At 61.5% G+C, this 25,274-nt stretch carries 24 protein-coding genes and 1 other annotated feature; of the genes, 5 read left to right on the top strand and 19 right to left on the bottom strand.

From position 1 onward, the window contains the following. Positions 1–4: 4 nt before the first annotated feature. The 3 genes from ACTNB1_RS08405 to gpr all read right to left on the bottom strand — a co-directional run bounded on the left by ACTNB1_RS08405 (position 5) and on the right by gpr (position 4,084). Positions 5–1,315 carry an aminotransferase class I/II-fold pyridoxal phosphate-dependent enzyme gene (locus ACTNB1_RS08405; protein WP_441168800.1) on the bottom strand — a complete coding sequence of 437 codons (1,311 nt, stop codon included), beginning with the start codon at positions 1,313–1,315 and terminating at the stop codon, positions 5–7. 100 nt (positions 1,316–1,415) lie between these two features. Then, positions 1,416–2,852, bottom strand: coding sequence for a glycine--tRNA ligase (locus ACTNB1_RS08400; RefSeq protein ID WP_441168799.1), 1,437 nt, complete (start codon positions 2,850–2,852; stop codon positions 1,416–1,418). A 68-nt stretch (positions 2,853–2,920) separates the two neighbouring features. Further along, positions 2,921–3,128, bottom strand: a binding site (T-box leader). A 53-nt stretch (positions 3,129–3,181) separates the two neighbouring features. Then, on the bottom strand, positions 3,182–4,084 hold the full coding sequence (gene gpr / locus ACTNB1_RS08395) for a GPR endopeptidase (RefSeq protein WP_441168798.1): 903 nt from the start codon (positions 4,082–4,084) through the stop codon (positions 3,182–3,184). Positions 4,085–4,286: 202 nt separating this feature from the next. On the opposite strand from gpr, the gene rpsT reads away from it, so the two are divergent. Beyond that, on the top strand, positions 4,287–4,550 hold the full coding sequence (gene rpsT, locus ACTNB1_RS08390) for a 30S ribosomal protein S20 (protein WP_441168797.1): 264 nt from the start codon (positions 4,287–4,289) through the stop codon (positions 4,548–4,550). 99 nt (positions 4,551–4,649) lie between these two features. Beyond that, positions 4,650–5,513 carry a YihY/virulence factor BrkB family protein gene (locus tag ACTNB1_RS08385; protein WP_441168796.1) on the top strand — a complete coding sequence of 288 codons (864 nt, stop codon included), beginning with the start codon at positions 4,650–4,652 and terminating at the stop codon, positions 5,511–5,513. A 39-nt stretch (positions 5,514–5,552) separates the two neighbouring features. On the opposite strand, the gene ACTNB1_RS08380 is transcribed toward ACTNB1_RS08385, so the two are convergent. Together ACTNB1_RS08380 and ACTNB1_RS08375 are read right to left on the bottom strand one after the other, a co-directional pair. Continuing rightward, a complete protein-coding gene (locus ACTNB1_RS08380) occupies positions 5,553–6,305 on the bottom strand; it encodes a type III pantothenate kinase (RefSeq protein ID WP_441168795.1) in 753 nt (250 codons plus the stop codon). 3 nt (positions 6,306–6,308) lie between these two features. Beyond that, positions 6,309–7,007 (bottom strand): ECF transporter S component, encoded by a 699-nt coding sequence (locus ACTNB1_RS08375; RefSeq protein WP_441168794.1) that lies wholly within the window; start codon positions 7,005–7,007, stop codon positions 6,309–6,311. 229 nt (positions 7,008–7,236) lie between these two features. Between ACTNB1_RS08375 and coaBC the strand changes: the two genes are divergently transcribed. After that, complete coding sequence (gene coaBC, locus ACTNB1_RS08370; protein WP_441168793.1) at positions 7,237–8,436, top strand: bifunctional phosphopantothenoylcysteine decarboxylase/phosphopantothenate--cysteine ligase CoaBC; 1,200 nt, start codon at positions 7,237–7,239, stop codon at positions 8,434–8,436. A 48-nt stretch (positions 8,437–8,484) separates the two neighbouring features. Here coaBC and ACTNB1_RS08365 read toward each other — a convergent pair whose 3' ends face one another. Next, positions 8,485–9,945, bottom strand: coding sequence for a peptidoglycan DD-metalloendopeptidase family protein (locus ACTNB1_RS08365; RefSeq protein WP_441168792.1), 1,461 nt, complete (start codon positions 9,943–9,945; stop codon positions 8,485–8,487). A 521-nt stretch (positions 9,946–10,466) separates the two neighbouring features. After that, the gene (gene pta / locus ACTNB1_RS08360; protein WP_441168791.1) at positions 10,467–11,450 is read right to left on the bottom strand and encodes a phosphate acetyltransferase; all 984 of its coding nucleotides are present in this window, start codon (positions 11,448–11,450) and stop codon (positions 10,467–10,469) included. Between the two features lie 184 nt (positions 11,451–11,634). Here pta and ACTNB1_RS08355 point away from each other — a divergent pair, with 184 nt between their 5' ends. Both ACTNB1_RS08355 and lepA read left to right on the top strand, forming a co-directional pair. Then, complete coding sequence (locus tag ACTNB1_RS08355; RefSeq protein ID WP_441168790.1) at positions 11,635–12,333, top strand: helix-turn-helix domain-containing protein; 699 nt, start codon at positions 11,635–11,637, stop codon at positions 12,331–12,333. Positions 12,334–12,363: 30 nt separating this feature from the next. Beyond that, positions 12,364–14,172, top strand: a complete 1,809-nt coding sequence (lepA, locus tag ACTNB1_RS08350; RefSeq protein ID WP_441168789.1) for a translation elongation factor 4 — start codon at positions 12,364–12,366, stop codon at positions 14,170–14,172. 46 nt (positions 14,173–14,218) lie between these two features. Here the strand turns inward: lepA and aspS are convergent, their stop codons facing one another. The 12 genes from aspS to ACTNB1_RS08290 all read right to left on the bottom strand — a co-directional run bounded on the left by aspS (position 14,219) and on the right by ACTNB1_RS08290 (position 25,274). Next, positions 14,219–16,018: an aspartate--tRNA ligase gene (aspS, locus tag ACTNB1_RS08345; protein ID WP_441168788.1), complete on the bottom strand. Its 1,800-nt coding sequence runs from the start codon at positions 16,016–16,018 to the stop codon at positions 14,219–14,221. Positions 16,019–16,069: 51 nt separating this feature from the next. Beyond that, positions 16,070–17,005, bottom strand: coding sequence for an S-layer homology domain-containing protein (locus ACTNB1_RS08340; RefSeq protein ID WP_441168787.1), 936 nt, complete (start codon positions 17,003–17,005; stop codon positions 16,070–16,072). 61 nt (positions 17,006–17,066) lie between these two features. After that, on the bottom strand, positions 17,067–18,419 hold the full coding sequence (gene hisS / locus ACTNB1_RS08335) for a histidine--tRNA ligase (protein ID WP_441168786.1): 1,353 nt from the start codon (positions 18,417–18,419) through the stop codon (positions 17,067–17,069). 143 nt (positions 18,420–18,562) lie between these two features. Further along, positions 18,563–18,979: a methylglyoxal synthase gene (locus ACTNB1_RS08330; RefSeq protein WP_087341273.1), complete on the bottom strand. Its 417-nt coding sequence runs from the start codon at positions 18,977–18,979 to the stop codon at positions 18,563–18,565. A 33-nt stretch (positions 18,980–19,012) separates the two neighbouring features. Then, entirely contained in the window at positions 19,013–19,753 is a 741-nt protein-coding gene (gene minD / locus ACTNB1_RS08325) for a septum site-determining protein MinD (protein WP_441168785.1), read from the bottom strand. A gap of 89 nt (positions 19,754–19,842) precedes the next feature. Next, on the bottom strand, positions 19,843–20,583 hold the full coding sequence (gene rsmG / locus ACTNB1_RS08320) for a 16S rRNA (guanine(527)-N(7))-methyltransferase RsmG (protein ID WP_441168784.1): 741 nt from the start codon (positions 20,581–20,583) through the stop codon (positions 19,843–19,845). 36 nt (positions 20,584–20,619) lie between these two features. Next, positions 20,620–21,591, bottom strand: coding sequence for an S-layer homology domain-containing protein (locus tag ACTNB1_RS08315; protein WP_441168783.1), 972 nt, complete (start codon positions 21,589–21,591; stop codon positions 20,620–20,622). 57 nt (positions 21,592–21,648) lie between these two features. After that, positions 21,649–21,999 carry a hypothetical protein gene (locus ACTNB1_RS08310; protein WP_441168782.1) on the bottom strand — a complete coding sequence of 117 codons (351 nt, stop codon included), beginning with the start codon at positions 21,997–21,999 and terminating at the stop codon, positions 21,649–21,651. Then, the gene (gene mscL, locus ACTNB1_RS08305) at positions 21,992–22,417 is read right to left on the bottom strand and encodes a large-conductance mechanosensitive channel protein MscL (protein WP_441168781.1); all 426 of its coding nucleotides are present in this window, start codon (positions 22,415–22,417) and stop codon (positions 21,992–21,994) included. Before mscL ends, ACTNB1_RS08310 begins: the two co-directional genes overlap by 8 nt. A 9-nt stretch (positions 22,418–22,426) precedes the next feature. Beyond that, positions 22,427–23,728 (bottom strand): serine--tRNA ligase, encoded by a 1,302-nt coding sequence (serS, locus tag ACTNB1_RS08300; protein WP_441168780.1) that lies wholly within the window; start codon positions 23,726–23,728, stop codon positions 22,427–22,429. An 86-nt stretch (positions 23,729–23,814) separates the two neighbouring features. Next, positions 23,815–24,387 (bottom strand): hypothetical protein, encoded by a 573-nt coding sequence (locus tag ACTNB1_RS08295; RefSeq protein WP_441168779.1) that lies wholly within the window; start codon positions 24,385–24,387, stop codon positions 23,815–23,817. Then, entirely contained in the window at positions 24,384–25,274 is an 891-nt protein-coding gene (locus ACTNB1_RS08290; RefSeq protein WP_441168778.1) for a ParB/RepB/Spo0J family partition protein, read from the bottom strand. The genes ACTNB1_RS08295 and ACTNB1_RS08290 overlap by 4 nt, the downstream gene beginning before the upstream one ends.

Here is a 25,274-nt window from a genome sequence, read left to right as displayed (position 1 = left end):
GTTGTCAAACACAAATTCGACAGTCACTATTATAACCTATTTCACCCAAATATGCGATAGTTTTTTTCCCAATCCGCTCTCCCGGAGCCACTACCGGCACGCCGGGGGGATAGGGGGCGATGGGGGAAGCGGCGATCTCCCCCTCCGACCGGTCCAGAGGCCAGTCTTTTCCCGGGGAAAAGAGGGCCTGACGGGGGGTGAGGACCCCCTCCGGCAGCTCCGGCGGCCGGGGGAAGAAGGGGCAGGGACCCAGCGCCACCTGGCTGAGGGCCTGCCGCAGCCGGGCAAAGTCCTCCGCCGTGTCGGCGCAGGTGGGGATAAGCACCACATGGCCCCGGTCGGCCATCTCGGGCCACACTCCCAGCCCTTCCAGCCTCTCCTGAGCGGAAAAGCCGTCGGGGGAGAGGAGGGTGAGCCGGGTGGGGTCCAGAGGAGCGTCCTGGTCGGTGAGGGCGGGGAAATCCCGCCGCAGGGCGGCTACCTCCTCCGCTGTTTTTTGGTAGGCTGCCGCCCCCTCCTCCAGCATATGCGCCCGACAGAGGTCCAGCGCCGCCATCATGGGGTAGGAGGGGCTGGAGGAGCCGTAGATGGAGCCCGCCCGCCGCAGCGCGTCGTGGGAGAAGGACCCGCAGGAGAAGAGCAGGGCGGATTGTCCCGGGGCGGGGAGGGTCTTGTGGGCGGACACCACCACCAGATCGGCGGCGGAATAGTGGTCCATCCTCAGGAAGGGGAGATGGGCACCATGGGCACCGTCCACCACCAGAATGCCGCCGTGCTGGTGCATAACTTCCGCCAGGGCGGGAATATCCGACAACACACCGTAATATGTAGGGGAAGTAATACAGAACGCTTTTATATTTGGGTGGGTTTTCAGCAAGTTTTCCACATCCGTGGGGGAAATGGGGCCGGTGACGGCGCCCTCGTCCAGCCAGGGCCGTGGGACGTACACCGGCCTCAGGTCCAGCAGAGCCATGGCGTGGAAGGCGGAGCGGTGGCACCCCCGGTCCAGCAGCAGCTCCGAGCCGGGCGGACAGGCCAGGGTGAGGGCGGTCAGCACCCCCTGGGTGGACCCGCCGGTGAGGAACAGGCAGTGCTCCATGCCGAAGAGGGACGCCCACAGCTTCTCCGCCTCTCCAATGGCGCCGCCGCCGTCAAACAGGTTGCCGGTAGGGGGCAGCTCGGTGAAGTCAATGGAGGAGTACCCGGCCAGCTCGGGGCCGGGGAGGGCTTTGCCCTTGTGACCGGGCATGTGCATACGCAGGGGATTTTGGGCGGCAAAATCCCGCAGAGCGGTATAGAGCGGGGTGTTTTCCACAAAACGCGCCTCCCTTGGGGAAAGTTTCTATGAGTATAGCAGAACGGTGTAAAAGAAACAAGAGCCCCGGCCATTGGCCGGGGCTCTTTTGCACAGAGGATCAGAACTTCACGCGCTCGGCGATATAGTTCTTGACCTGATCCATGGGGATGCGCACCTGCTCCATGGTGTCGCGCTCCCGGATGGTGACGCAGTTATCGGCGGGAGTGTTCTCGTCGCCCACGGTCTGGAAGTCCAGGGTGATGCAGAAGGGGGTGCCGATCTCGTCCTGACGGCGGTAACGCTTGCCGATGGAGCCGGCGTCGTCGTAGTCCACCATGAACTCCTTGGCCAGCTCGTCACGCAGCTGCTGAGCGGGGCCGGAGAGGACCTCCTTCTTGCTCAGGGGCAGCACGGCGCACTTGAAGGGAGCCAGCGCGGGGTGGAAGCGCATGACGGTGCGCACATCGTCGTTGCCCTTCTTGTCCTGGCCCACAACCTCCTGGTCGAAGGCGTCCACCAGGAAGGCCAGGGTGACGCGGTCGGCGCCCAGGGAGGGCTCCACCACGTAGGGGATATAGTGCTCGCCGGTCTCCTGGTCGAAGTAGGTCATGTCCTTGCCGGAGACGGTCTGGTGCTGGGTCAGGTCGTAGTCGGTACGGTCGGCCACGCCCCACAGCTCGCCCCAGCCGAAGGGGAAGAGGAACTCGAAGTCAGTGGTGCCCTTGGAGTAGAAGCACAGCTCCTCGGGGCTGTGGTCCCGGAGCCGCAGGTGCTCCTCCTTCATGCCCAGGCTCAGCAGCCACTCCTTGCAGAAGGAACGCCAGTACTGGAACCACTCCAGGTCGGTGCCCGGCTTGCAGAAGAACTCCAGCTCCATCTGCTCGAACTCGCGGGTGCGGAAGGTGAAGTTGCCGGGGGTGATCTCGTTGCGGAAGCTCTTGCCGATCTGGCACACGCCGAAGGGCAGCTTCTTGCGGGTGGTACGCTGGACGTTCTGGAAGTTGACAAAGATGCCCTGGGCGGTCTCAGGCCGCAGGTACACGGTGTTCTTGGCGTCCTCGGTCACGCCCTGAAAGGTCTTAAACATCAGGTTGAACTGCCGGATGTCGGTAAAGTTGTGCTTGCCGCAGGTGGGGCAGGGGATGTTGTGATCCTCGATGAAGGCCTTCATCTCGTCCTGGGAGAAGGCGTCGATGGGCTTCTCCAGCTCCACGCCGTTCTCGCCGCACCAGTCCTCAATGAGCTTGTCGGCGCGGAAGCGCTCCTTGCACTCCTTGCAGTCCATCAGAGGATCGGAGAAGCCGCCCAGATGGCCGGAGGCCACCCAGGTCTGGGGGTTCATCAGGATGGCGGCGTCCAGACCCACGTTGTAGGGGTTCTCCTGGACGAACTTCTTCCACCAGGCCTTCTTGACGTTGTTTTTCAGCTCCACGCCCAGAGGGCCGTAGTCCCAGGTGTTGGCCAGGCCGCCGTAGATCTCGCTGCCGGAGAAGATGAAGCCCCGGCCTTTGCACAGGGTAACGATCTGGTCCATGGTCTTGTCGGTGTTCTTCATGGTTTCATGCTCCTTTTCTGTCAATTTGGCTTGGCCCAGAGCAAAAAAACGCCCTGAGCCGTTTATCGGCTCAGGGCGAACAAAATGTCCGTGGTTCCACCTGAATTCGTACCTGGCTGGTACGCACTTCATTCCCGGTAACGGCGGGGACCGGCGGGGCATTTCCTCCCCACGGCTCACGGGCGCCTTCCCCACCCCTCCGCCGAAGCCTTGCACCGACCGGCTCCTCTCTGCATGCGGAAAACAGGGGGTACTGTTCCCATTCATTGCCTTATCGTGGGCCATTCTATCATCTTTTTCCCACCCCGTCAAGGTGAAATGGGGAAAAGTCAGGACAAAAACAGGTCGATATCCGCGATAGTCAGGCCGGGCTGGAGGGCCAGATTGATGCCATACCCAATGACCTTGGCCAGGTCGGCCACCCGGGCGTCGATGTCCCGGGGGGTGACCAGCAGGCCGTCTCCCGCTCCCCGGAGGGCCTCCGGGTCCAGATCGTCCCGTCCAGCCTGGGCCAGCACGTCGGCGGCCAGGGTGGCGGCGTCCACCACCGTGGGCACGCCCACCGCGATGACGGGTACCCCCAATGTCTCCTGATTGAGAGCGAAGCGGGCGTTGCCCACCCCGGAGCCGGGGACGATGCCGGTGTCGGCCAGCTGGACGGTGGTACACACCCGGCTCAGGCTGCGGGAGGCCAGGGCATCCACCACCACCACGCAGGCGGGCTGGATCTTCTCCACCACCGCCCGCACCAGCTCGCCGCTCTCCACGCCGGTGGTGCCCAGCACCCCGGCGGCCAGTGCGGCTACCGGCCGGAAGGAGCCGAAATGCTCCGGCACCTGCTCCACCAGGTGGCGGGTGACCATGGTGTGGTCGGCGGCCTTGGGTCCGATGTCATCGGGGGTGATGGCCCGGTTGCCCAGGCCTACTACCAGGGCGGGAGCCCCCTTGGACAGCTTCAGCAAGGGAGTGAGCTCCGCCGCCACCGCCCGGGCTGCCCGGCCAAAGGCGTCGCTTTCCCGCCGGGCCAGCCCCTCCAGGGTCAGGGTGACGTAGGTGCCCGCCGGCTTGCCCAGGGCCTCCTCGCCCCGGCAGTCCAGGATCTTTACCGTGGTCACCGGGTAGCCCTCCCGCTTGGTCTCCTTGCTCTCCACACCGGGCAGCTTGCCCGCGCCCCCACGCTCCCGCCAGAGCTGGGCGGCCTCCACCGCCAGATCCGTCCGCCGCTTTTCCATCCTTCTGCCTCCTGTGATACCCCAAGATATGGTGCTGCTTTTTATTTGTGGAACTATTTTTTGCGGATGGGCCCCTCCTATGCAAAAAAAACAAAAAAATTTGAAAAAAACAGTTGCAATTTCCGGCGACGGCTGTTAAAATAGGATTCTGCACGGGCAAACTGTGTAAAAAATGATATCGTCATCGGAGGAGGTGTTTGGTTTGCCGAATATTAAGTCTGCCAAGAAGCGTGTCCTGGTGAACAAGACCAAGGCCATGCAGAACAAGGCCGCTAAGTCCGAGCTCAAGACCGACATCAAGAAGTTCGAGGCCGCGGTGGTCGAAGGCAACCGCAGCGAGGCCGAGGGCGCTTACAAGGTGGCCGTCAAGGCGGTCGACAAGGCTGTGGTCAAGGGTCTGCTGCACAAGAACAATGCCGCTCACAAGAAGAGCGCCATGACCATCAAGCTGAACAAGCTGGCCTGAGCGTAGGCAACGTAAGGACCGTCTGCTCCATGCAGACGGTCTTTTTGTTTTTTCGCAAGGAAAACGGGGTATGCTGTAAGGCGGAAAGGGGGGCGGCAGATGGAGCGGCTGTGGAACAGCGCGGGCGTGCGCTTCGTGCGGGAGATGGTGCGCATCTACTTTGCCAAGCGGGTGTCCCGGTCAGCGGCTGAGCTGGCCTACTTCCTGGTGCTCACCTTTTTCCCGGTACTGATCTGCATCAACGCCTTTGTGGGCCTGCTGGATCTGAACATCCAGGAGGTGCTGGACGCGGCGGCTCCCTTCTTTCCAAAGGAGACCCTGGGTATCCTGGGGGACTATGTGGGTTACATCACCACCAATCAGTCCACCGCCCTGCTGATTGCCGGGGCGGGCATGACCCTGTTCTCCGCCTCCGCCGCTTTCCGGGCCCTGATGAACATTATGGAGGAGCTATACGGCCGCAAGAGCTATCACGGTGTGCGGCGGATCATTGCCAGTTTGGTGTTTTCGGTGCTCTTCCTGCTGACCATCTACCTGTCCTTCGTGGTGCTCCTCACCGGGGACTGGTTGTTTAAGCTGCTGGAAAACTTCTTCCATCTGGAGACTGCCACTTTGCCCTGGGATTGGCAGTGGTTCCGGTTCCTGCTGCTCTTTTTGCTGGTGCTCCTCTTCGTGCTGCTGGTCTACCGCATGGCGGCACCCAGGGGCAGACCCAGGCCCCCCATCCTAACCGGCGCTTTCCTGGCGGCGGCGGCCCTGGTGGCGGCCTCGGCGCTGTTCTCCTGGTTCATCGGTCTGTCCTCCCGGTATTCCCTGGTGTACGGGTCCCTGGCCTCGGTCATCATCCTGCTGGTGTGGCTCTACCTGTGCGGCAACATCCTGATTCTGGGCAATGTATTTAACTGCGTGTGGTACCGGAAGAAAAAGATACGGGTCCTGCGGCAGAAGCGGGAATGGAAATAATGAAATACGCCTTTGACCAACAGGTCAAAGGCGTTTTTTTCAAAAGTTCTGCCGCAGCCACAACTCCCGCAGGCCCAGGAAGGTGAGGTTGGGCTCCCAGGCGGTGGGGATGCGGAGCAGGGGACGCACGTAGGCGCTGTTGCCTCCGGTGAGTACCACCGTCAGGGGCCCCAGCTGTTCCTCCAGCCGGGCCACAATGCCCTCGATGGCTCCGGCGGCCCCGTACAGGGCACCGTAGCGCATGCAGGTCTCGGTATTGGTCCCGATCAGCCCCTCCGGCGGGGAGAGGGTGATGGGGGGCAGCTGAGCGGCTTTGGCGCTGAGGGCGTTTACCGACAGGGACAGGCCGGGGAGGATCATGCCGCCCTGGAAAATACCGTCGGCTCCCACCACCGAAAGGGTGGTGGCGGTACCCATATCAAATACCGCCACAGGGGGTGCGAAACGGCTCAGGGCGGCCACGCAGTCCACGATCCGGTCCATGCCCAGGTTGCTGGCGTCATAGGTTCCAAGTGGAAGGCCGGTGGGGGTGCTTTTATCCACCGTCAGCACCGGCTTTCCCGTCAGGGCGGCCAGGGCGTCGGCCACTTTGCCGGTCAGGTCGGGCACCACCGAGGCCAGGACGGAGCCCTCTGCCGGCAGCTCCCGGGCCAGCAGCTCCTCCAGGGCTTTCCGCCAGCCGGGGCCGTCCAGGTCCCGGTCGCTGGGCAGGCGGCGGAGAAACCGCAGATGCTCCCCCTCAAAGCCCGCCGCGGCAACGGTGGTGTTGCCGATGTCAACGGTGAACAGCATGGCTCAGGCGGGCTGCCCGGCGGCAGCAGCGGCGGGGGCTTTCTTCTCCAGCTTGAGGGCGTGGATCAGGGGGACGCACACAGCGGGGGTGACCACGGCGGCCACAATGGCCTCGGGAATGCCGTTGGCGGCCACGATGCCCAGGATAAAGCCGGTGATGGCGTCGGCGGGGATGCCCTGGGCGGCGGCATAGGCCTCGGTGAAGATGACACCGATGGAGCCCATCACCAGGGCGGTATTGGTGAGGGCGCCCACCACGGCGGCGATCACCAGGGAGACGGTCTGAACGCCGGCGTTGCGCTTACCGGGCAGGTGCTTGAACAGGGCATACACCAGCCAGGGGGAGACGCCCACCAGGATGCGGGGCACAAAGCAAATAAACAGCGCCCAGGGGCTGCCCCGGTCCAGACCAGGGACGGGGATAAAGGGAGAAAAAACAAAGGAGGACAGACCGGGGACCAGCGTGTTTTTGATCATGCTGGACAGGCCGAACATGCCTCCAAGGAAGGCGCCCTTCTTGGGACCCAGCAGGATAGAGCCAATGATCACCGGCACGTGGAGCACGGTGGCCTTGATGACAGGCAGATCGATCAGCCCCAGGGGGGTGAAGGTGAGCAGGAAAATGATAGCGGTGAACATGGCCAGAATGGCCAGGCTCTGCACCTGCTTGGTGCGCTGAGCGCGGGTCTGGGCGGTTTTCATATTCAATTACCTCCTGCTGCCGTTCCCGTTCTTCGGGATACAGCGCAAAATATGATGGGCGGTCGGGGACAGAAGGCGGACCTGCCGTCTCCCTGGGGAGTACAGCGGCCCATCGTCCAAGACAGCCGAAGCCATTATACTGGGTTTATGCTCAAATTGCAATCCCATTGTGGAAAACAGAATCGGGGTTTGGTATAATTGGGTGACAACCTGCAAAGGAGAGAACCATATGCTGAAGGGAAAAACCGTGCTGCTGTGTGTTACCGGCGGCATCGCCTGCTATAAATCCGCCTCTCTGGCCTCCGCCCTGGTGAAGAAGGGGGCCAACGTTCAGGTGCTGATGACCAAAAACGCCACGGAATTCATCGGCCCTCACACCTTTGAATCCCTGACGGGCAACCGGGTGAGTGTGGACACCTTTGACCGAAACTACCAGTTCCAGGTGGAGCACATCGCCCTGGCCGACCAGGCCGACGTGGTGCTGGTGGCTCCCGCCACCGCAAACGTGCTGGCCAAGCTGGCCCACGGCCTGGCGGACGACATGCTCACCACCACTGTGCTGGCCTGCAACTGCCCCAAGCTGGCCGCCCCGGCCATGAACACCAAGATGTACGAAAACCCGGTGACTCAGGACAACCTGGACATTCTGCGCAAGTATGGCTGGGAGATCATTGAGCCCGCCAGCGGCCGCCTGGCCTGCGGCGCGGTGGGGAAGGGGAAGATGCCCGAGCCGGAGGACCTGCTGGAGTACGTGGAGCACGCCGTGGGCCATGAAAAGGACATGACCGGTCTGCGGGTGCTGGTCACCGCCGGGCCCACCCAGGAGGCCCTGGACCCGGTGCGCTACCTGACCAACCACTCCACCGGCAAGATGGGCTACGCCATCGCCAGGGCCGCCGCCGCCCGGGGGGCTCAGGTTACCCTGGTGTCCGGCCCCACCGACCTGAAAAAACCCCTGTGTGTGGATACGGTGGATATTGTGTCTGCCCAGGACATGTTTGAGGCAGTCACCGGCCGGGCTCCCGAGCAGGACATCATCATCAAAGCCGCCGCCGTGGCCGACTACCGGCCTGCCGCTGTGGCGGAGGACAAGATCAAAAAGAGCGGTACCGACGCCGACCTGTCTCTCCCTCTGGCCCGCACCAGGGATATCCTGGCCTGGCTGGGCGAGCACAAAGTTTCAGGCCAGTTCCTGTGCGGCTTTTCCATGGAGACCCGGGACATGGTGGAAAACTCCCGCAAAAAGCTGGAGAAAAAGCACCTGGATCTGATTGCCGCCAACAACCTGAAGGACCCGGGAGCGGGCTTTGGGGTGTCTACCAACCTGCTCACCCTGATCAGTCCCGACGACATGGTGGAGCTCCCCCTTATGAGCAAGGAGGAGGCCGCCCACGCCCTGCTGGACCACATCCTGTCCCGCCGGGGATAAGGCGAAAAAAACCGCGGAAGCGATTGCTTCCGCGGTTTTTGTTTTTGTTCAGCTCAGGTAAGACCGGGGATTGACCGGGGTACCGTTGATCTGCATCTCGAAGTGGCAGTGGTTGCCGCTGGACCGGCCGGTGGAGCCCACCTTGGCAATGGCCTGTCCCTGATACACATGGTCGCCGGTGGAGACCAGCACGCTGGAGCAGTGGGCGTAGATGGTGCGCACGCCGTTGCCGTGGTCGATCATTACGTAGTTGCCAAAGCTCCAGTAGCCGCCGGTGCCGGTGCCCGCAAACACCACGGTGCCGCCGTCAGAGGCCTTAATGGTGGTGCCGTAGGGAGCGGCGATATCCAGACCGTCATGGTAGCTGTAAGAGCCAAAGACGGAGCGGTAGCCGAAGGAAGAAGTGATAGTACCGTATACCGGCCAGATATAGGTGCCGGTGGGGTACCAGCTGGGCCGCACCTTGGTGCCCACGGCGATGACCTTGTTGGTGGCCTCCCGGGTCACTTCGGTGGAAAGAATGGTACGCTCCTGCTCCACGCCGTTGAGGTAGGCGATGTCGGCGTTGACCACCTGCTCGCCGGGGGTACCGGCGTCCAGCACCTTGGTCTGGCCCTGGAACATGGTGTCGTCCTCCACCTCTACCACCGGGCAGTCAATGGACTCGGTGTAGGTCACGTTGTCCACGGTCTTGACGGAGAGGAAGGGGATCTCCTCTTTCACGTTGAGGAGCTGGCCGATGTAGATCTTGTTGATATCCACGTCGGGGTTGAGAGCTTCCATCTCGGACACGGTCATGCCGTTGTCCAGAGCGATCTGCATAAAGGTGTCGCCCTTCTGCACCTCATATACCGTCTGGCCGTTGGTGTTGGCCGTCAGGGCGGAGAGCATGGCCGCCGCGTCCTGATTGACGTCGGAGGCGGTGTACTTGTGGGAGATGGACACGGTGCCCACAAACTCGGAGGAGACGGTGTTCTCTGTGACGTAGGCGGACTTTACCTGCTCCAGCACGCCGTCCAGCACAGCCCGGTCCTGAGCCGCGCCGATGAACTCTCCGTTCACCGTGAGCACGTAGTTCTTCATGACCTCGCCGATCTGATCGAAGAGGTAGGTCTCAAACTGGGCGGTGGGGGTGATGTTCTCAGGCTCCGTCAGAGCAAAATCGTAAGTAACCTCTCCGTCCAGTGTGTACTCGTAGCCCAGGATCTCGCTGGCCCGGTCTTCCACCCGGTCCACCACGTCTTCAAAGACCTGGGGGTCGGACACGGTGCCCAGCACCACGCCGTTCTGTGTCACCACATAGGCGGGGGTGTACACGGTAGCCACGATGGCGGCCACACCGATCACAGCGGCAGCCGCAAAGAAGTTCAGCGGACTGATCAGCCGCCGTTCGCCCGCGGTGGCGGTGTCCAGGCGGCGCTGCAGAAGCTCCAGCCGCTGCTGGAGCTGCCCCAGCCTGGCCTGGACGTTGGACCCGTCCCAACGGGGCAGATGAAGGATCGATTCCATGTGGGGGATACCCTCCCGTTCTAGTAAAATGTATCATATGGTTACAGCCAAATGGCTGATTGTAACAGTTCCGTAAGAATGGTTACAAATTGTTACAAGCCGTATCATACACGCTTTTTGCGAAAAAGTCAAGTGTAAGACGGAAAAAATACAGCTTTTGGAATTTTTGGGGGCGATGAAATGAGAAAATACGATATCTTGTGGGTGCTGCTCCTGTGCTTTGGGCATAAAAAAACAGGAGCACCCGCGGAAGGTGCTCCTGTTTTGCGTAATCTTTTAGGCCAGCGCAGCAGTGATAATGGCCATGGAGTAGTTCCCCACAGGCTTACAGCCTGCGGGGGCCCCCAAGGGATTGAATCTGCTCGGGGCAAGTGAATTGCCCCGGCATCAAGGTTTTGCGCCTGCGGCACAAAACGCTTGGCGGCGCGGAGCGCCGTGCCCCCGATGGGGGCGGAGGTCTATTCCATGGCCATAAAAAACTGGAGCACCTATAAAAGGTGCTCCAGTCTTTCAGATATTGCTTAGGCCAGGGCCGCGGTGATGATAGCCATGGAGTAGACCTCCTGGGCGTTGCAGCCGCGGGACAGGTCGTTGATGGGGGCGTTCAGGCCCAGCAGGATGGGGCCGTAAGCGGCAAAGTTGCCCAGACGCTGAGCGATCTTGTAGCCGATGTTGCCGGCGTTGATGTTGGGGAAGATGAAGGTGTTGGCATAGCCGGCCACGGGAGAGCCGGGGAACTTCAGCTGGCCCACGGTGGGGGAGACGGCAGCGTCAAACTGCATCTCGCCGTCGATGGCCAGCTCGGGAGCGGCAGCCTTGGCCTTGGCGCAGGCGTTGCGCATCTTGTCTACGGTGTCGCCCTTGCCGGAGCCCTTGGTGGAGTAGCTCAGGTAAGCCACCTTGGGGTCGATACCGAAGGTCCGGGCACACTTGGCGCACTCCAGGCCGATCTCCACCAGCTCGTCCTCGGTGGGGTCAATGTTGATGGCGCAGTCGCCCATAGCGAGCACGGTGTTGTCGCCCACGCCCTCACGAACCATGATGAAGCAGGAGGAGACGATCTTGTTGCCCGGCTTGGTCTTGATCAGCTGCAGGGCAGGACGGACAGTGTCGGCGGTGGAGTAGGTGGCGCCGCCCAGCAGGCAGTCGGCCACGCCCATCTTCACCAGCATGGTGCCGAAGTAGTTGCCGTGCTTCAGAGCGGCGCGGCACTCGTCAGCGGTCATCTTGCCCTTGCGCAGCTCCACCATGGCCTCCACCATCTTGTCCATGTCGGGGTAGGTCTCGGGATCGATGATCTCAGCGCCCCGGATGTTGAAGCCGGCCTCTTCGGCGGCGGCCTTAACCTCGGACTCCTTGCCGATCAGGATAGGAGCCAGCCAGGTACCGGCCAGCAGGCGAGCACTGGCCTCCAGGATGCGGGCGTCGGTGCCCTCGGTGAACACGATGCGCTTGGGGCTCTTCTTCAGACTGTCGATGAGCTGCTGGAACATATGAATGGCCATTGGTATCATCCTCCGTTATCATGCTTACAGATCAGATTTGCCGTCTATGCGGCGGTACAAATATTATACACCCATCAGTCTACAAACTACAATGCTGAAAAGGCATAAGATTGTGAAAAAATGCACTTTACTTTTTGTATTCACCCATATATACTATACCTACTGTTTTTAAATGAGGTGTACTATGAGTTCTGATTTTTCCCGCTGTCTGTCTCTGCTGCGGCAGGAGAAAGGCATTTCTCAGAGAGCGGCGGCCAAGGACCTGGGCATCAGCCAGGCCCTGCTGTCCCACTACGAAAACGGCGTGCGTGAGCCCGGTCTGGCCTTTGTCATCAAGGCCTGCAACTATTATAATGTATCGGCGGACTTCCTGCTGGGCCGCACATTGAGCCGTGACGGCACCACCATCGCCGCCGAGGAGCTGTATGATTACTCTGCGGAGAAGGACAACGTGCTCCACGGCTCCATCCTGGCTACCCTGAACAAGAAGCTGCTGGTGAACTCCATCGGCGTGCTCTTCGACTTGCTGGGCAAGACCGGGAAGAAGGAGGCCATCAACGCCGCTGCCGACTACCTGGGTACCGCTGTTTATAAGATGTTCCGCCACCTGTACCGGGCGGACGGCACCCAGAACGAGGACTTTTTCTCCGTGCCTGCCCGGCAGTTTATGGCTGGCATCCCCTCGGCGGATATGATCTGCACCGAGGCGGAGTATGTGGAGGCTCTGGCCTGCCACGTCAAGGAGAAGGGGAATTTCCCGCCCATGAACAACGACGCGCTGATGGAGAACTACCCCGGACTGTATCAGTCCCTGCTCCAGATCATCCACACAACCGGGGAGCGGGTGAACTGCCGGGGAAGAGCCCGGAAGGAAAAGAACTGATACCCGAGCAGCCACGGAGGTTTTTTATCTATGACTGATCAAAGTAAGATTCGTAATTTCAGCATCATTGCCCATATCGACCACGGAAAGTCCACCCTGTCCGACCGGCTGATTGAGCAGTGCAACGCCGTTACCGCCCGGGAGATGGAGTCCCAGCTGCTGGACAACATGGATCTGGAGCGGGAGCGCGGCATCACCATCAAGGCCCGGGCCGTCCGTCTGAACTACCAGGCGGAGGATGGGGAGACCTACGAGCTCAACCTCATTGACACTCCGGGCCATGTGGACTTCAACTATGAGGTGAGCCGGTCCCTGGCCGCCTGCGAGGGCGCCATCCTTGTGGTGGACGCCGCCCAGGGCATCGAGGCCCAGACCCTGGCCAACACCTACCTGGCCATGGAGCACGACCTGGAGATCCTGCCGGTGGTGAACAAGATCGACCTGCCCGCCGCCGACCCAAAGCGGGTAAAGGACGAGATCGAGAACATCATCGGTATCCCCGCCCAGGACGCGCCGGAGATCTCCGCCAAGGTGGGCATCAACATCCCCGCCGTGCTTGAGGACATCGTGAAAAATGTCCCCGCCCCCAAGGGTGACCCCAAGGCACCCCTGAAGGCCCTGATCTTTGACAGCCAGTACGATCCCTACCGGGGTGTTATCGTCTACTTCCGGGTGATGGAGGGTACCATCAAAACCGGTATGAACGTAAAGCTGATGGCCTCCGGCGCCTCCTATCAGGTGCTGGAGTGCGGCCACCTGCTGCCTCTGGGCATGGAGCCCTGCCAGGAGCTCATCGCCGGAGAGGTGGGCTACTTTACCGCCTCCATCAAGAACGTGAAGGACACCCAGGTGGGCGACACCATCACGGGAGCGGAAGCTCCGGCGGCGGAACCCCTGCCCGGATACCGGCCCGCCCGGCCCATGGTGTACTGCGGTATCTACACCGAGGACGGCTCCAAGTATCCCGACCTGCGGGATGCTCTGGAGAAGCTGCAGCTCAACGACGCCTCTCTGTCCTTTGAGCCGGAATCCTCCGTAGCCCTGGGCTTCGGCTTCCGCTGCGGCTTCCTTGGCATGCTCCACATGGAGATTATCCAGGAGCGGCTGGAGCGGGAATTTGACTTGGACCTGATCACCACCCTGCCCTCGGTCATTTACCGCATCACCAAGACCGACGGCACCGTGGTCATGGTGGATAACCCCCACAATTACCCCGACCCGGCGGTGATCGCCACGGCGGAGGAGCCCTACGCCAAGGTGTCTATCGTAACGCCCCCCGACTATGTGGGCAACATCATGCCCATGTGCCAGGAGCGCCGGGGCGAGTACAAGGATATGCAGTATCTGGACACCAATCTGGTGGAGCTCCACTACTCCATGCCTCTGGGCGAGATCATCTACGATTTCTTCGACACCCTGAAGGCCCGCACCAAGGGCTACGCCTCCCTGGACTATGAGATGGACCGATACGAGGTGTCCGAGCTGGTGAAGGTGGATATGCTGCTCAACGGCGACCAGGTGGACGCTCTGAGCTTCATTGCCCACAAGGACAAGGCCTATCCCAGGGCCCGGCGTCTGTGTGAGAAGCTGAAGGAGAACATCCCCCGTCAGCTCTTCGAGGTGCCGGTCCAGGCGGCCATCGGCGGCAAGATCATTGCCCGGGAAACCGTCAAGGCCATGCGCAAGGACGTGCTTGCCAAGTGCTACGGCGGCGATATCACCCGAAAGAAGAAGCTGCTGGAAAAGCAGAAAGAGGGCAAGAAGAAGATGCGCTCTCTGGGTACAGTACAGATCCCCACGGAAGCGTTCATGGCCGTGCTCAAGCTGGACGAGGAATAACAGAAAAAAAGACCTGCCGCGATATGCGGCAGGTCTTTTTGTTTTGTTACTGTGCGTCCTCTTCTTCCTTCTTGGTGCACACGATGTTCAGCTCGTCCAGCTGAGCCTGAGTGACGAAAGAGGGAGCGCCCATCATCAGGTCCTGTGCGTTCTTGTTCATGGGGAAGGGGATGATCTCACGGATGGAGTCCTCGCCGGCCAGCAGCATGACCATACGGTCCACGCCGGGGGCGATGCCCGCATGAGGGGGCGCGCCGTAGGTGAAGGCGTTGTACATGGCGGGGAACTTGGCCTTCACGTCGTCCTCGCCCAGCCGCACCAGCTGGAAGGCCTCGATCATGATCTCAGGGTCGTGGTTCCGCACGGCGCCGGAGGACAGCTCCACGCCGTTGCACACCAGGTCGTACTGGAAGGCGGTGATGGACAGGGGGTCCACCTCGCCGGCGGCGGCCTTCTTCAGGATCTCCAGGCCGCCGTTGGGCATGGAGAAGGGATTGTGGCAGAACTCCAGCTCGCCGGACTCCTCGCCGATCTCGTACATGGGGAAGTCCACGATCCAGCAGAACTCGTAGCGCTCCTTGTCCATGTGGTTGGGGCAGAAGGCGCCCAGCTTGGAGCGGAGCACGCCGGCGGTCTTCTGGGCGGAGAGCAGCTTGCCGGCGGTCAGGCCCACGAAGCAGCCCTTCTCCAGGCCCAGGGCCTCCACAACGGCGTCCTTGATGGGCTGGACGAACTTGGCGATGCCGCCCACGATCTCGCCGTTCTCGTCGTAGCGGAACCAGTAGGCCTTGTTGCCGGACTGGACCTCCACCTCGTTGCAGATGCCGTCGATCTGCTTGCGGGTGCCCTCGAAGCCGGTGACCACCACGGCCTTGACGGTGTTGCCCTCGAAGGGGCCGAAGCCGCAGGAGCCCAGCACCTGGGTGGCGTCGGTGACGGTCAGGTCGATGCGCAGGTCGGGCTTGTCGGAGCCGTACTTGTCCATGGCCTCCAGGTAGGAGATGCGGCGGAAGGGAGCCTCAGAGGCCACATTGTAGGTGCCGAACTTGGCGAAGATGGGAGGCAGCACGTCCTCCAGCACGGCGAACACGTCTTCCTGACCGGCAAAGGCCATCTCCATGTCCAGCTGGTAGAACTCGCCGGGGGAGCGGTCGCCGCGGGCGTCCTCGTCCCGGAAGCAGGGGGCGATCTGGAAGTACTTGTCGAAGCCGGAGGCCATCAGCAGCTGCTTGAACTGCTGGGGCGCCTGAGGCAGGGCGTAGAACTTGCCGGGGTGCTTCCGGCTGGGCACCAGATAGTCACGGGCGCCCTCGGGAGAGGAGGCGGTCAGAATGGGAGTGGTGATCTCCATAAAGCCGTGGTCGATCATGGACGCGCGCAGCGCCGCCACCACCTGGGAGCGGAGGATGATGTTGTTCTTGACCTCCGGATTGCGCAGATCCAGGTAGCGGTACTTCAGCCGCTGGGTCTCGTCAGCCTCCCGGCTGCGGTTGACCTGGAAGGGCAGCTCGTTGTGGCGGCAGCGGCCCAGCACCTCGATGGTCTGGGGCACAACCTCAATGTCGCCGGTGGGCAGCTTGGGGTTCTTGCTGTCCCGCTCCCGCACCACGCCGGTGACGGCGATGGTGGACTCCTTGTTCAGGGCCTTGATGGTCTTGACCATCTCCTCGGTCTCAGCCACCACCTGGGTGGTGCCGTAGAAGTCACGCAGCACCAGGAAGCCCAGGTTGGCGCCCACCTCACGGAAGTTCTCCAGGAAGCCCGCCAGGGTGACGGTCTGGCCCACATGCTCCATCCGGAGCTCCCCACAGGAGTGGGTGCGATAGTGGGTACGCACGTTATCCATGAAAAATCAACTCCAAATCGTAATTAAGGGATTCGATATAACAAATAGAAATCAGATATTGCCCTTCAGATCCAGGTAACGGCTGTAATACACCTGCACATCAAAGTTCTTGTACAGGTCAGTGCCGTCCTTGGCGGTGACCCCGAAGTGGGTCAGGGCGGTGTTCTTCACGTAGTCCAGAAACTCCACGCCGTCCACGGTGTTGAACCAGTTGAACTCCATACCGGCAGCGGCGCAGTCGGCCTCCAGGCCGTCGATGAGCTCCTGCACGTAGGGCAGGTACTGCCCGGCGGTGGTGCCGTTGGTGAACAGCACGTCGGAGGGCTTCAGGTTCGCGGCGATGAACATGGTGTAGTCAGCGGGGGTGAAGGTCTCCCGCAGCTCGGGCCGGGCCACACGGGCCACCAGAGCGGCGGTCTCGGCACGGGTCAGGCTCTTGTCGGGAGCGAAGGTGCCCCAGCCGTCCACGCCGGTGAGGATGCCCGCGTTGTAGAAGCGGAGCACGGTGGCGTCATCGGTGTCGGGCAGGGTGTTGATGCTGTTGATGGGGGAGAGCATGTCCTCGGGGATCACGCCGCCCATGAGGGTGAGCAGTTCCAGACGGGTGGCCTGCTTCTCCGGGTCGGGCACGTCAATGCCCAGTTTTTCCAGATAGGTCACATAGGAGAAGTACCAGGGCAGGGTCTCGCCGGGCTTGGGAGTGGCCATGGGGATAGCCTCTCCGGTAATGGCCTCGTTCATGCGGGCGGCAATGGCGGCCACCTCGCCCACGGTGAGGATCTTGTCGGGGGCGAAGCCGGCGTCAGTGCCGGTAATCAGGCCCACCTCGTAGCACACCTTGGCAGCGTCGGCGTACCAGGCGCCGTCAGCCACGTCGGAGTAGCCGGGATAGGTGTTCTTGCTGGGAAAGGCCTCCTCGGGGGTAATGGCGGCGGCGGAGCCAACCGTCAGGGCGGCGGCCAGCATGAGGGCAATGAGTTTTTTCATGGAACGTTCCTCCTAAGCAATGATAGTGGTATTTAGACGGCAGGGGAGGGGGAAAGTTCCATTAAGTTTCCGGCTCGGTGATGGGGGTGCCGGAAGCCCGGTCGGCCAGCCCGGCCTGCACCAGAGCAACCGCTTCGGCGGGAGTGAGGGTGTTCTGCTCTCCAGTGGTCAGATCCTTTACCGTGACCTTGCCCTGAGCGATCTCGTCCTCACCCAGGAAGGCGGCGTAGGGGATGGCCAGCTTGTCGGCGTAGGACAGCTTCTGCTTGAACTTCTTCTTCTCGCAGTGGAGCTGAGCCCGCACCCCGGCCTCCCGCAGGGCGGTGGCGAAGGAGATGGCGGGGGCCAGATCCTCGGTCATGGGCAGGATCAGCACGTCCGCAGGGGCGGTGACCAGAGAATCGTTCAGGTAGCCCTGAGCCTCCAGAACGGAGAACAGACGGGTCAGACCGATGGAAATACCGACTCCGGGGAGTTGTTTATCGGTGTAATATTCCGCCAAGTTATCATACCGGCCGCCGGAGCAGATGGAACCCACCTCGGGATGGTCCAGCATGACGGTCTCGTACACGGTGCCGGTGTAGTAGTCCAGGCCGCGGGCGATGGTAAGATCCACCATGAAGTGATCCTCGGGCACGCCGAAGGCGGACAGGTAATTCACCACGGTGGTCAGCTCGCTGACGCCCTGGTCGAACAGCTCGTTCTTGCCCTTGAAAGGCTCCAGAGCGGTCATGGGGTCGGACGCGGCCAGCAGGGCCAGCAGGGAGTCGGCGGCCTCAGCGGACACGTTGAAGTCGTCCACCAGGATGGCCTTGACCTTCTCAGCGCCGATCTTCTCTAGCTTGTCGATGGTGCGCATCACGTCGCCGGACTGCTCCTCCAGGCCCAGGATGGCAAACAGGCCGTTGAGGACTTTCCGGTTGTTTACCCGGATCTTGAACCGGTTCAGACCCAGGGCGGTGAAGGTCTTGTAGATGATGGCGGGAATCTCCGCCTCGTTGACGATGTCCAGGGCGCCGTCGCCGATGACGTCGATGTCCGCCTGATAGAACTCCCGGTAGCGGCCCTTCTGGGCGCGCTCGCCCCGGTAGACCTTGGCGATCTGGAACCGGCGGAAGGGGAAGGTGAGCTCGTTCTGGTGGAGGGCCACATACTTGGCCAGCGGCACCGTCAGGTCAAACCGCAGGGCCAGGTCGGTGTCGCCCTTCTGGAAGCGGTAGATCTGCTTCTCGGTCTCGCCGCCGCCCTTGGCCAGCAGCACCTCGGCCGCCTCCACCGCGGGGGTATCCAGGGGAGTAAAGCCGTAGAGGGAATAGCTTTTGCGCAGAATGTCCACCATCCGGTCGAACTGTACCTGCCGGGCGGGCAGCAGCTCCATGAAGCCGGAGAGGGTGCGGGGTTTTACCTGAGCCATAGTAACGCTCCTTTATAAAGAAAGTAAAAAAGGCGCTCCCGTCCCTTGTCACGGGACGAAAGCGCCTGCTTTCGCTGTGTGGGCGGTAGTCCGCATGCAATCGTATGCCAAAAACGGCCAAATGTCAATGAATTTCCGAAAAATCAGGCGGTAAACGGCTTGGTTTTCGGATTGACGATATCGCGCCAGTCCAAGTCGCCCCGCTCCAGGCCGTGGATCAGAATTTCAGCGGTAGCCACGTTGGTGGCGTAGGGCACGTTGTTCTGGTCACACAGGCGGGTGATGTACTGGAGATCGGCGTCCAGGTCGTTGGACTGAGGGTCGGAGAAAAACAGCACCATGTCGATCTCATTATAGGCGATGCGGGCGCCGATTTGCTGGCTGCCGCCGTGCTCGTGGGAGAGGAAGAGCTGTACCGGTAGACCGGTGGCCTCCGCCACCAGCCGCCCCGTCGTGTTGGTGGCACAGATCGTGTGCTTGGATAAAATGCCGCAGTAGGCGATGCAGAACTGGACCATCAGTTCCTTCTTTCGATCATGGCTCATCAACGCGATATTCATAAATCAATCCTCTCTTTTCCTTATCAAGAATGGTTATCGGATCCGCATGAGGGGCGTCTTTTGCCCCAGCAGACGCTTGGCAATATTTAAGTAGGCTGTGGCGGCGCCCCGGTTGGCGTACAGGATCAGGGGCTGCTCCCGGTTTGCGCACAGCATCACCTGGGGGTCCTCCGGCACGATGCCCAGCAGGGGCAGGCCGGCGGCATCCATGGCGTCGTCAATGGTGGTGTGGAGCCGGCGGAGCAGCTTGGGCTGCACCCGGTTGACCACCAGATGGATTCTGGGGATAGCGCCCCGCAGCAGGGTCACCGTCCGCTGTGCGTCCCGCAGGGCGGAGGCGTCGGTGGTGGAGACCACCACGGCCCGGTCGGCCCCGCAGCAGGCCAGCCGGAAGCCCTCTCCCAGTCCCGCTGGGGAATCCATCAGAATGAAGTCGTACTGTACCTTGGCCTGTCGGATCAGGTCCCGCATGGCGTGCTCGCTCAGGGGTTCCGACGGCAGAGTCACCGGCGCGGTAATGAGGCTCAGGCCCTGGATCACCGGGTGGGCAACGGCCGCCTTTTCCAGTGAGCACCGGCCGCTGAGCACGTCGGTAAAGTCCATCAGCGCCCGGTCGCTGAGTCCCAGGCTCAGGTCCAGGTTCCGCAGGCCAATATCCATATCAATGCACAGCACTCGCTTCCCCAGGGCCGCCAGGCAGGAGCCCAGACCGGCAGTGAGGGAGGTTTTGCCTGTGCCGCCCTTACCGGACGTGATGACGATTGCAGTGGACATAGGCACACTCCGTTTCAACTATCAATACCATATCATGGTTTCACAATAGAATCAATGATTTTTTGTGCAAAGTGCGAGAAAAATTCCCATTATAGGGGCGCTTTCTGCATTTTCGCCCAGCGGCGAGGGAAGCCTTTGGGGGTGGGGGCAATCTTTTCCACCACCACCACCCGGTGGACCACCTCTGTGCCGGGAATGGTGTAGTCCACCCGGGGGAGCAGACGGCCGCCCAGCTTGGCAATGGCCCGGGCTGCGCCCTCGGTCTCCGCGCCGCTGTCCACGCTTTTCATAGCCAAAAACTTGCCGCCTACCTTAACATAGGGCAAGCACAGCTCGCTGAGCAGCTCCAGAGAGGCCACCGCCCGGGACACGGCAAAGTCGAAGCTGTCCCGGAAGCCCTGTTCCAGGGCCTGCTCCTCCGCCCGGGCGTGGAGACAGGTCACGCCGTCAAGGGAAAGAGCTTCACAGACGGAACTCAGCCAGGTCACCCGCTTACCCAGGCTGTCCAGCAGAGTAAGGTCCAGGGAGGGCTCCAGAATTTTCAGGGGCAGGCCGGGGAAGCCCGCGCCGGTGCCCACGTCAATCATGGTCTTGTTCTGAAAATCCTCCCCAATGGTGAGCAGGGCGGCGCTGTCCAGGAAGTGGAGGTCCACCACCTGGTCAGGGTCGGTAATGGCCGTCAGGTTCATTACCTGGTTCTGTTCCAGCAAGTGATGCCCATATTTTGCCAGCTGCTCAGCGCCGTTCCGGCTCTGGATACCCAGGGCCTTCAGCCCATTCTGGAGCCGGGGAAGCTGAGCCAGAAAGTCGGTCGTTTTTTCGTCGGGCATGGATGTGACTCCTTTTCAGAGACTTTTGGAAAGCGGTCAGGGAAGTGCAGGTGCAGCGGAGGTAACGCTTTGGCGCAGCTCCGGCCGGATCAGCCGGGCCGCCATGGTGGCCAGTTCCGCCCGGCTCAGGGTACCGTTGGGATTAAAGTTGCCGGAATCGTCGATGCCTGTGAGAATACCTGCCTGATAGAAGGGAAGGACTGCCGTTTCCGCCTCACCCTCGCAGTCGGGCACGTCGGTTATGTCATTGATGGGCTCCAGCAGGCCGTCGGAAGCCAGCGCCAGCAGCTGGACAAAGTCCAGCCGGCTAGCTGTCTGGCCCATGCCGCCCATCTGGTAAAGGTCGGCTCCAAGGACGGTCTCCAGGTACCAGGTGGTATCCCGATACCACAGATCGGAGGAAGGCCGCCGGGTAGCTGTCCACAGGTCCTCATAGTAGGCGTCGTCGTACTGATTGGGATCGCTGAGCTGGAAGCGGAGGGAGGGGGTGCTGTTCCAGATCATCCAGGTGGTGGTGCCGGTGTAGTCGGTACCGTTGAGGTTCAGGGTGATGGGCTGGCCGTCAAAGGCCTGCCAGCTCTGGTCGGCGTTGAAATAGGGGTACTGAATGTTGCGGGCGTCCACCCAGTAGCCGGTGGAGATGTTGTTGTCAAAGGCGAAGGAGGTTCCGTCAGCCCGGGTGAGGGTGATTTGTCCCCACTCTGTCGGGGCGTGCGGCAGATCGCCGGTGCCGCCGCTGCGGATGTTGTGGATGCGGGCGGCCAGTGCGGCGGCTTGTGCAATGGTAACGGTGGCATCGGGGGAGAACTTGCCCTCGCCGGTGCCGTTGAGCAGGCCAACCTCATAGCACAGGGCGGCGGAATCGGCGTACCAGCTGCCGTCGGCCACATCAGAAAAGGCGGCGGGTTCCCGTACGGCGGGGAAGAGGTCTGTCTGCTCCGTCCCGGCAGCCAGTGCAGGCGTCAGGAGCAGGGAGCCGGTTACGAGCCATGCAAGCAGTCGTTTCATTGTGTTACCTCCCTTTCTCAGTCAGGTAAACAGAGCCTTTGCCGCTGGTATCGTGTTTCAGTTGAAGTTAGCCAGCAGGCCGGGGATGCCCAGCACCAGACTGACTACCAGGCCCACTGCACATACCAGGGCCAGTACCACCATAGAGGCTTTTTTGGAATAGGTCTCGTCGGGCTGGCGCAGCGTCCAAATGGCGATGACCAACAGTCCGACAATACCGGGACAGGCAAATAAAGGTGCTACGCCGGTCAGATAGGACCCGCCGTTGAAAAAGGGGTAGAGGTTGAGGAAAATCAGGCAGACCATATAGACGATGCCCACCCAGGCAATAATGCGCTTGATAGGGGAGGCAGGGATATAGGGCTCCTGTTCCTCCTGGGGCTTGTTGTCCTCAGGCCGGTCACTCATGGCGGCCCTCCTTCAGCAGGTCGCGGATCTCGGTGAGCAGCACTTCCTCAGCGGAGGGCTTGGGCGGCTGAGCCGCCTTAGGTGCTTCCTCTTTCTTGCGGTGGAAGGAGTTGATGCCTTTCACCAGCAGGAAGATGACAAAGGCCATGATGAGGAAGTTGATGACGGCGTTGATAAAGCTGCCCAGCATCAGCTGGCCGCCGCCGGGGAGCTGGAAGGTGAGGGAGGTGGCCAGGGACTCGCTGTCCCCGGCAAACACCCCCAGGATGGGATTGATCACATCATTGACCAGGGAATTGACGATGGACTGGAAGGCGCCGCCGATGATGACGCCTACCGCCAGGTCGATCACGTTGCCCCGGGCAATGAATTTGCGGAACTCGGCCATAAAGCCTTTGGTTTTCTCTTTTGCGGACATAAATTCTCCTTACGCTTTGGGTACCAGCACTTCCTTGCCGCCCATGTAGGGACGCAGGGGAGCGGGAATCTTGACGGAGCCGTCGGCCTGGAGGTTGTTTTCCAGGAAGGCAATGAGCATACGGGGAGGCGCCACCACGGTGTTGTTCAGGGTGTGGGGCAGGTACATGCCCTTCTCGCCCTTGACGCGCATTTTCAGGCGGCGGGCCTGGGCGTCGCCCAGGTTGGAGCAGGAGCACACCTCGAAGTACTTCTGCTGACGGGGAGACCAGGCCTCGATGTCGCAGGACTTGACCTTCAGGTCGGCCAGGTCGCCGGAGCAGCACTCCAGCTGACGGACGGGGATGTCCAGGGAGCGGAAGAGCTCCACGGAGTAGCGCCACATCTGCTCATACCACTTCATGGAGTCCTCGGGCTTGCAGACCACTACCATCTCCTGCTTCTCAAACTGGTGGATGCGGTAGACGCCCCGTTCCTCGATGCCGTGGGCGCCCTTCTCCTTGCGGAAGCAGGGGGAGTAGGAGGTGAGGGTCTGGGGCAGCTTGTCCTCGGGGATGATCTGGTCGATGAACTTGCCGATCATGGAGTGCTCGGAGGTACCGATGAGGTACAGGTCCTCGCCCTCGATCTTGTACATCATGGCGTCCATCTCGGTCTGGGACATGACGCCCTCCACCACGTTGCCGTGGATCATGAAGGGGGGCACGCAGAAGGTGAAGCCCTTGTCGATCATAAAGTCACGGGCGTAGGCCAGCACCGCCTCGTGGAGGCGGGCAATGTCGCCCATCAGGTAGTAGAAGCCGTTGCCGGACACCCGGCCGGCGGCGTCCATGTCGATGCCGTCAAAGGACTCCATGATCTGAGTGTGATAGGGGATCTCAAAGTCGGGGGTGACAGGCTCACCGAAGCGCTGGACCTCCACGTTGCAGGAGTCGTCGGGGCCGATGGGCACGGAAGGGTCAATGATGTTGGGGATCTGGAGCATGATGTGGCGGATCTGCTCGGCCAGCTCGGTCTCCCGGCCCTCCAGATAGGCCAGACGGTCGGCGTCGGCCTTAACCTCGGCCTTCAGAGCCTCGGCCTCCTCCAGCTTGGAGGGGTCCTTCTTGGCCTGGCCCATCAGCATGCCGACCTGCTTGCTCTTGGCATTGCGGGCGGTGCGCAGGTCCTGGGCCTCCTGGATGGTGCGGCGGTTCTCGGCGTCCAGCTCAATAACCTGATCCACCAGGGGAAGCTTGGCCTCCTGGAACTTCTTCTTGATGTTTTCCTTAACGATCTCGGGATTCTCCCGGACAAAACGAATATCCAGCATGGTTGATTCACCTCATAAATATTGATCGGGGAAGGCCCGCAGTCCGCTGCGCGGACTGCCGTTTCACGTGAAACATTTCTTTCTGTTCAGCCCAGCCAGGACACCAGCTGCTGCCAGGCCTCCAGGGGGTTGTAGATCTCCAGGTTCGCCGGATCGGCGTACTTTTCGTTGTAAAGCGCCAGGTTTTCCTCAGTGACATAGGTGTTGTCAGCAGTAAGCTCCTGGTGGGCCAGGAAATCCCGGGCATCGCTGTACCGGCCCTGATTATACAGCCCACGGAGGGTATTTAGGTCGGACAGGGCCTGAAGAATGGCTTCCTGTTCACTCTGCTCCTGCTGGCCCTGGGCGGTATAGCTCTCCAGCTGCTGGGTGAGCTGCTGATTCTCCTCCTCCAGCTGATCCACCTGGGCTTTCAGCTCTTCGTTTTCTTTCAGCTTGTTTTCCAGGGACTCCACCGCGGAATTAGAGGTTTCCTGCAGGTTGTTCATAGCCTCCTGATTGGCCCGGTGCTGCATCAGGAAGGACATAAGCAGCAGCAGGAAGGCGGCGGCAAAGAGGATCATCAGATAAAACAGCACCGGATTGCGCTTGGTGGGCTTTTCATGCTCAGCCGCGTGCTGGAGGCTCTCCTCGTGTTTGTGTTGGGAACGGTCGCTCAAAGGGTTTGACCTCCTTTCCCGGGGAGCTGCTCCAACAGCTCCAGCAAGGTATTGAGGTCGTCGGGATCGTAGTACTCCAACTCGATCTTACCCTTCTTTTTTCCGTTGATGATGTGGACCTTGCGGCCAAACCGGGCGGCCAGGGATTTTTCCGCTTCCTTAAAATAGATGGACAGGTCGGGCCCGGCGGCAGTGGGGGAGGGGGGAGCCTCCTTTTCTCCGGCGGCCAGCCGCTTGGCCAAGGCCTCGGTCTGGCGGACGCTGAGACCGTCCTCCACTACCTTTTTGGCCAGCTGCATCTGCAGGCCGCCGTTGGGGACGGACAGGATGGCCCGGGCATGTCCGGCGGACAGCTTGCCTTCCTCCAGCAGCTGACAGACCGGATCAGGGAGGGCCAGCAGCCGCAGGGCGTTGGCCACGGCGGGACGGGACTTGCCCACCCGCTGGGAGACCTCCTCCTGGGTAAGACCGTATTCCTCCATCAGCACCTTATAGCCGTTGGCTTCTTCGATGGGATTCAGGTCCTCCCGCTGGAGGTTTTCGATAAGGCCCAGCTCCATGACCTTCCGGTCGTCGGCCTCGATGATGACGGCGGGCACCTCAGTGAGGCCTGCCAGCTTGGCGGCCCGCCACCGGCGCTCCCCGGCGATGATCTGATAGTAGCCGGAGGCCAGCCGCCGCACCGTCAGGGGCTGAATGATGCCGTGGGTGCGGATGGAGTCCGCCAGATCCTGAAGAGCCTCCTCTTCAAAGCGCTTCCGGGGCTGCTTCAGGCCCGGTTCCACTTTGGAGATGGGGAGGGAGAGGGAGCCTCCTTCCTGTGACTGGAGGGCGGCGTCCCCCAGCAGAGCGCCCAGGCCACGGCCCAGGCCGCGTTCAACAGCCAT

It is taken from the genome of Flavonifractor sp. HCP28S3_F3 (assembly GCF_052065355.1).
Lineage (GTDB): Bacteria > Bacillota > Clostridia > Oscillospirales > Oscillospiraceae > Flavonifractor.
The sequence above is the reverse complement of the archived record's forward strand: the minus strand, read 5'-3'. Positions and strand labels throughout refer to the sequence as shown.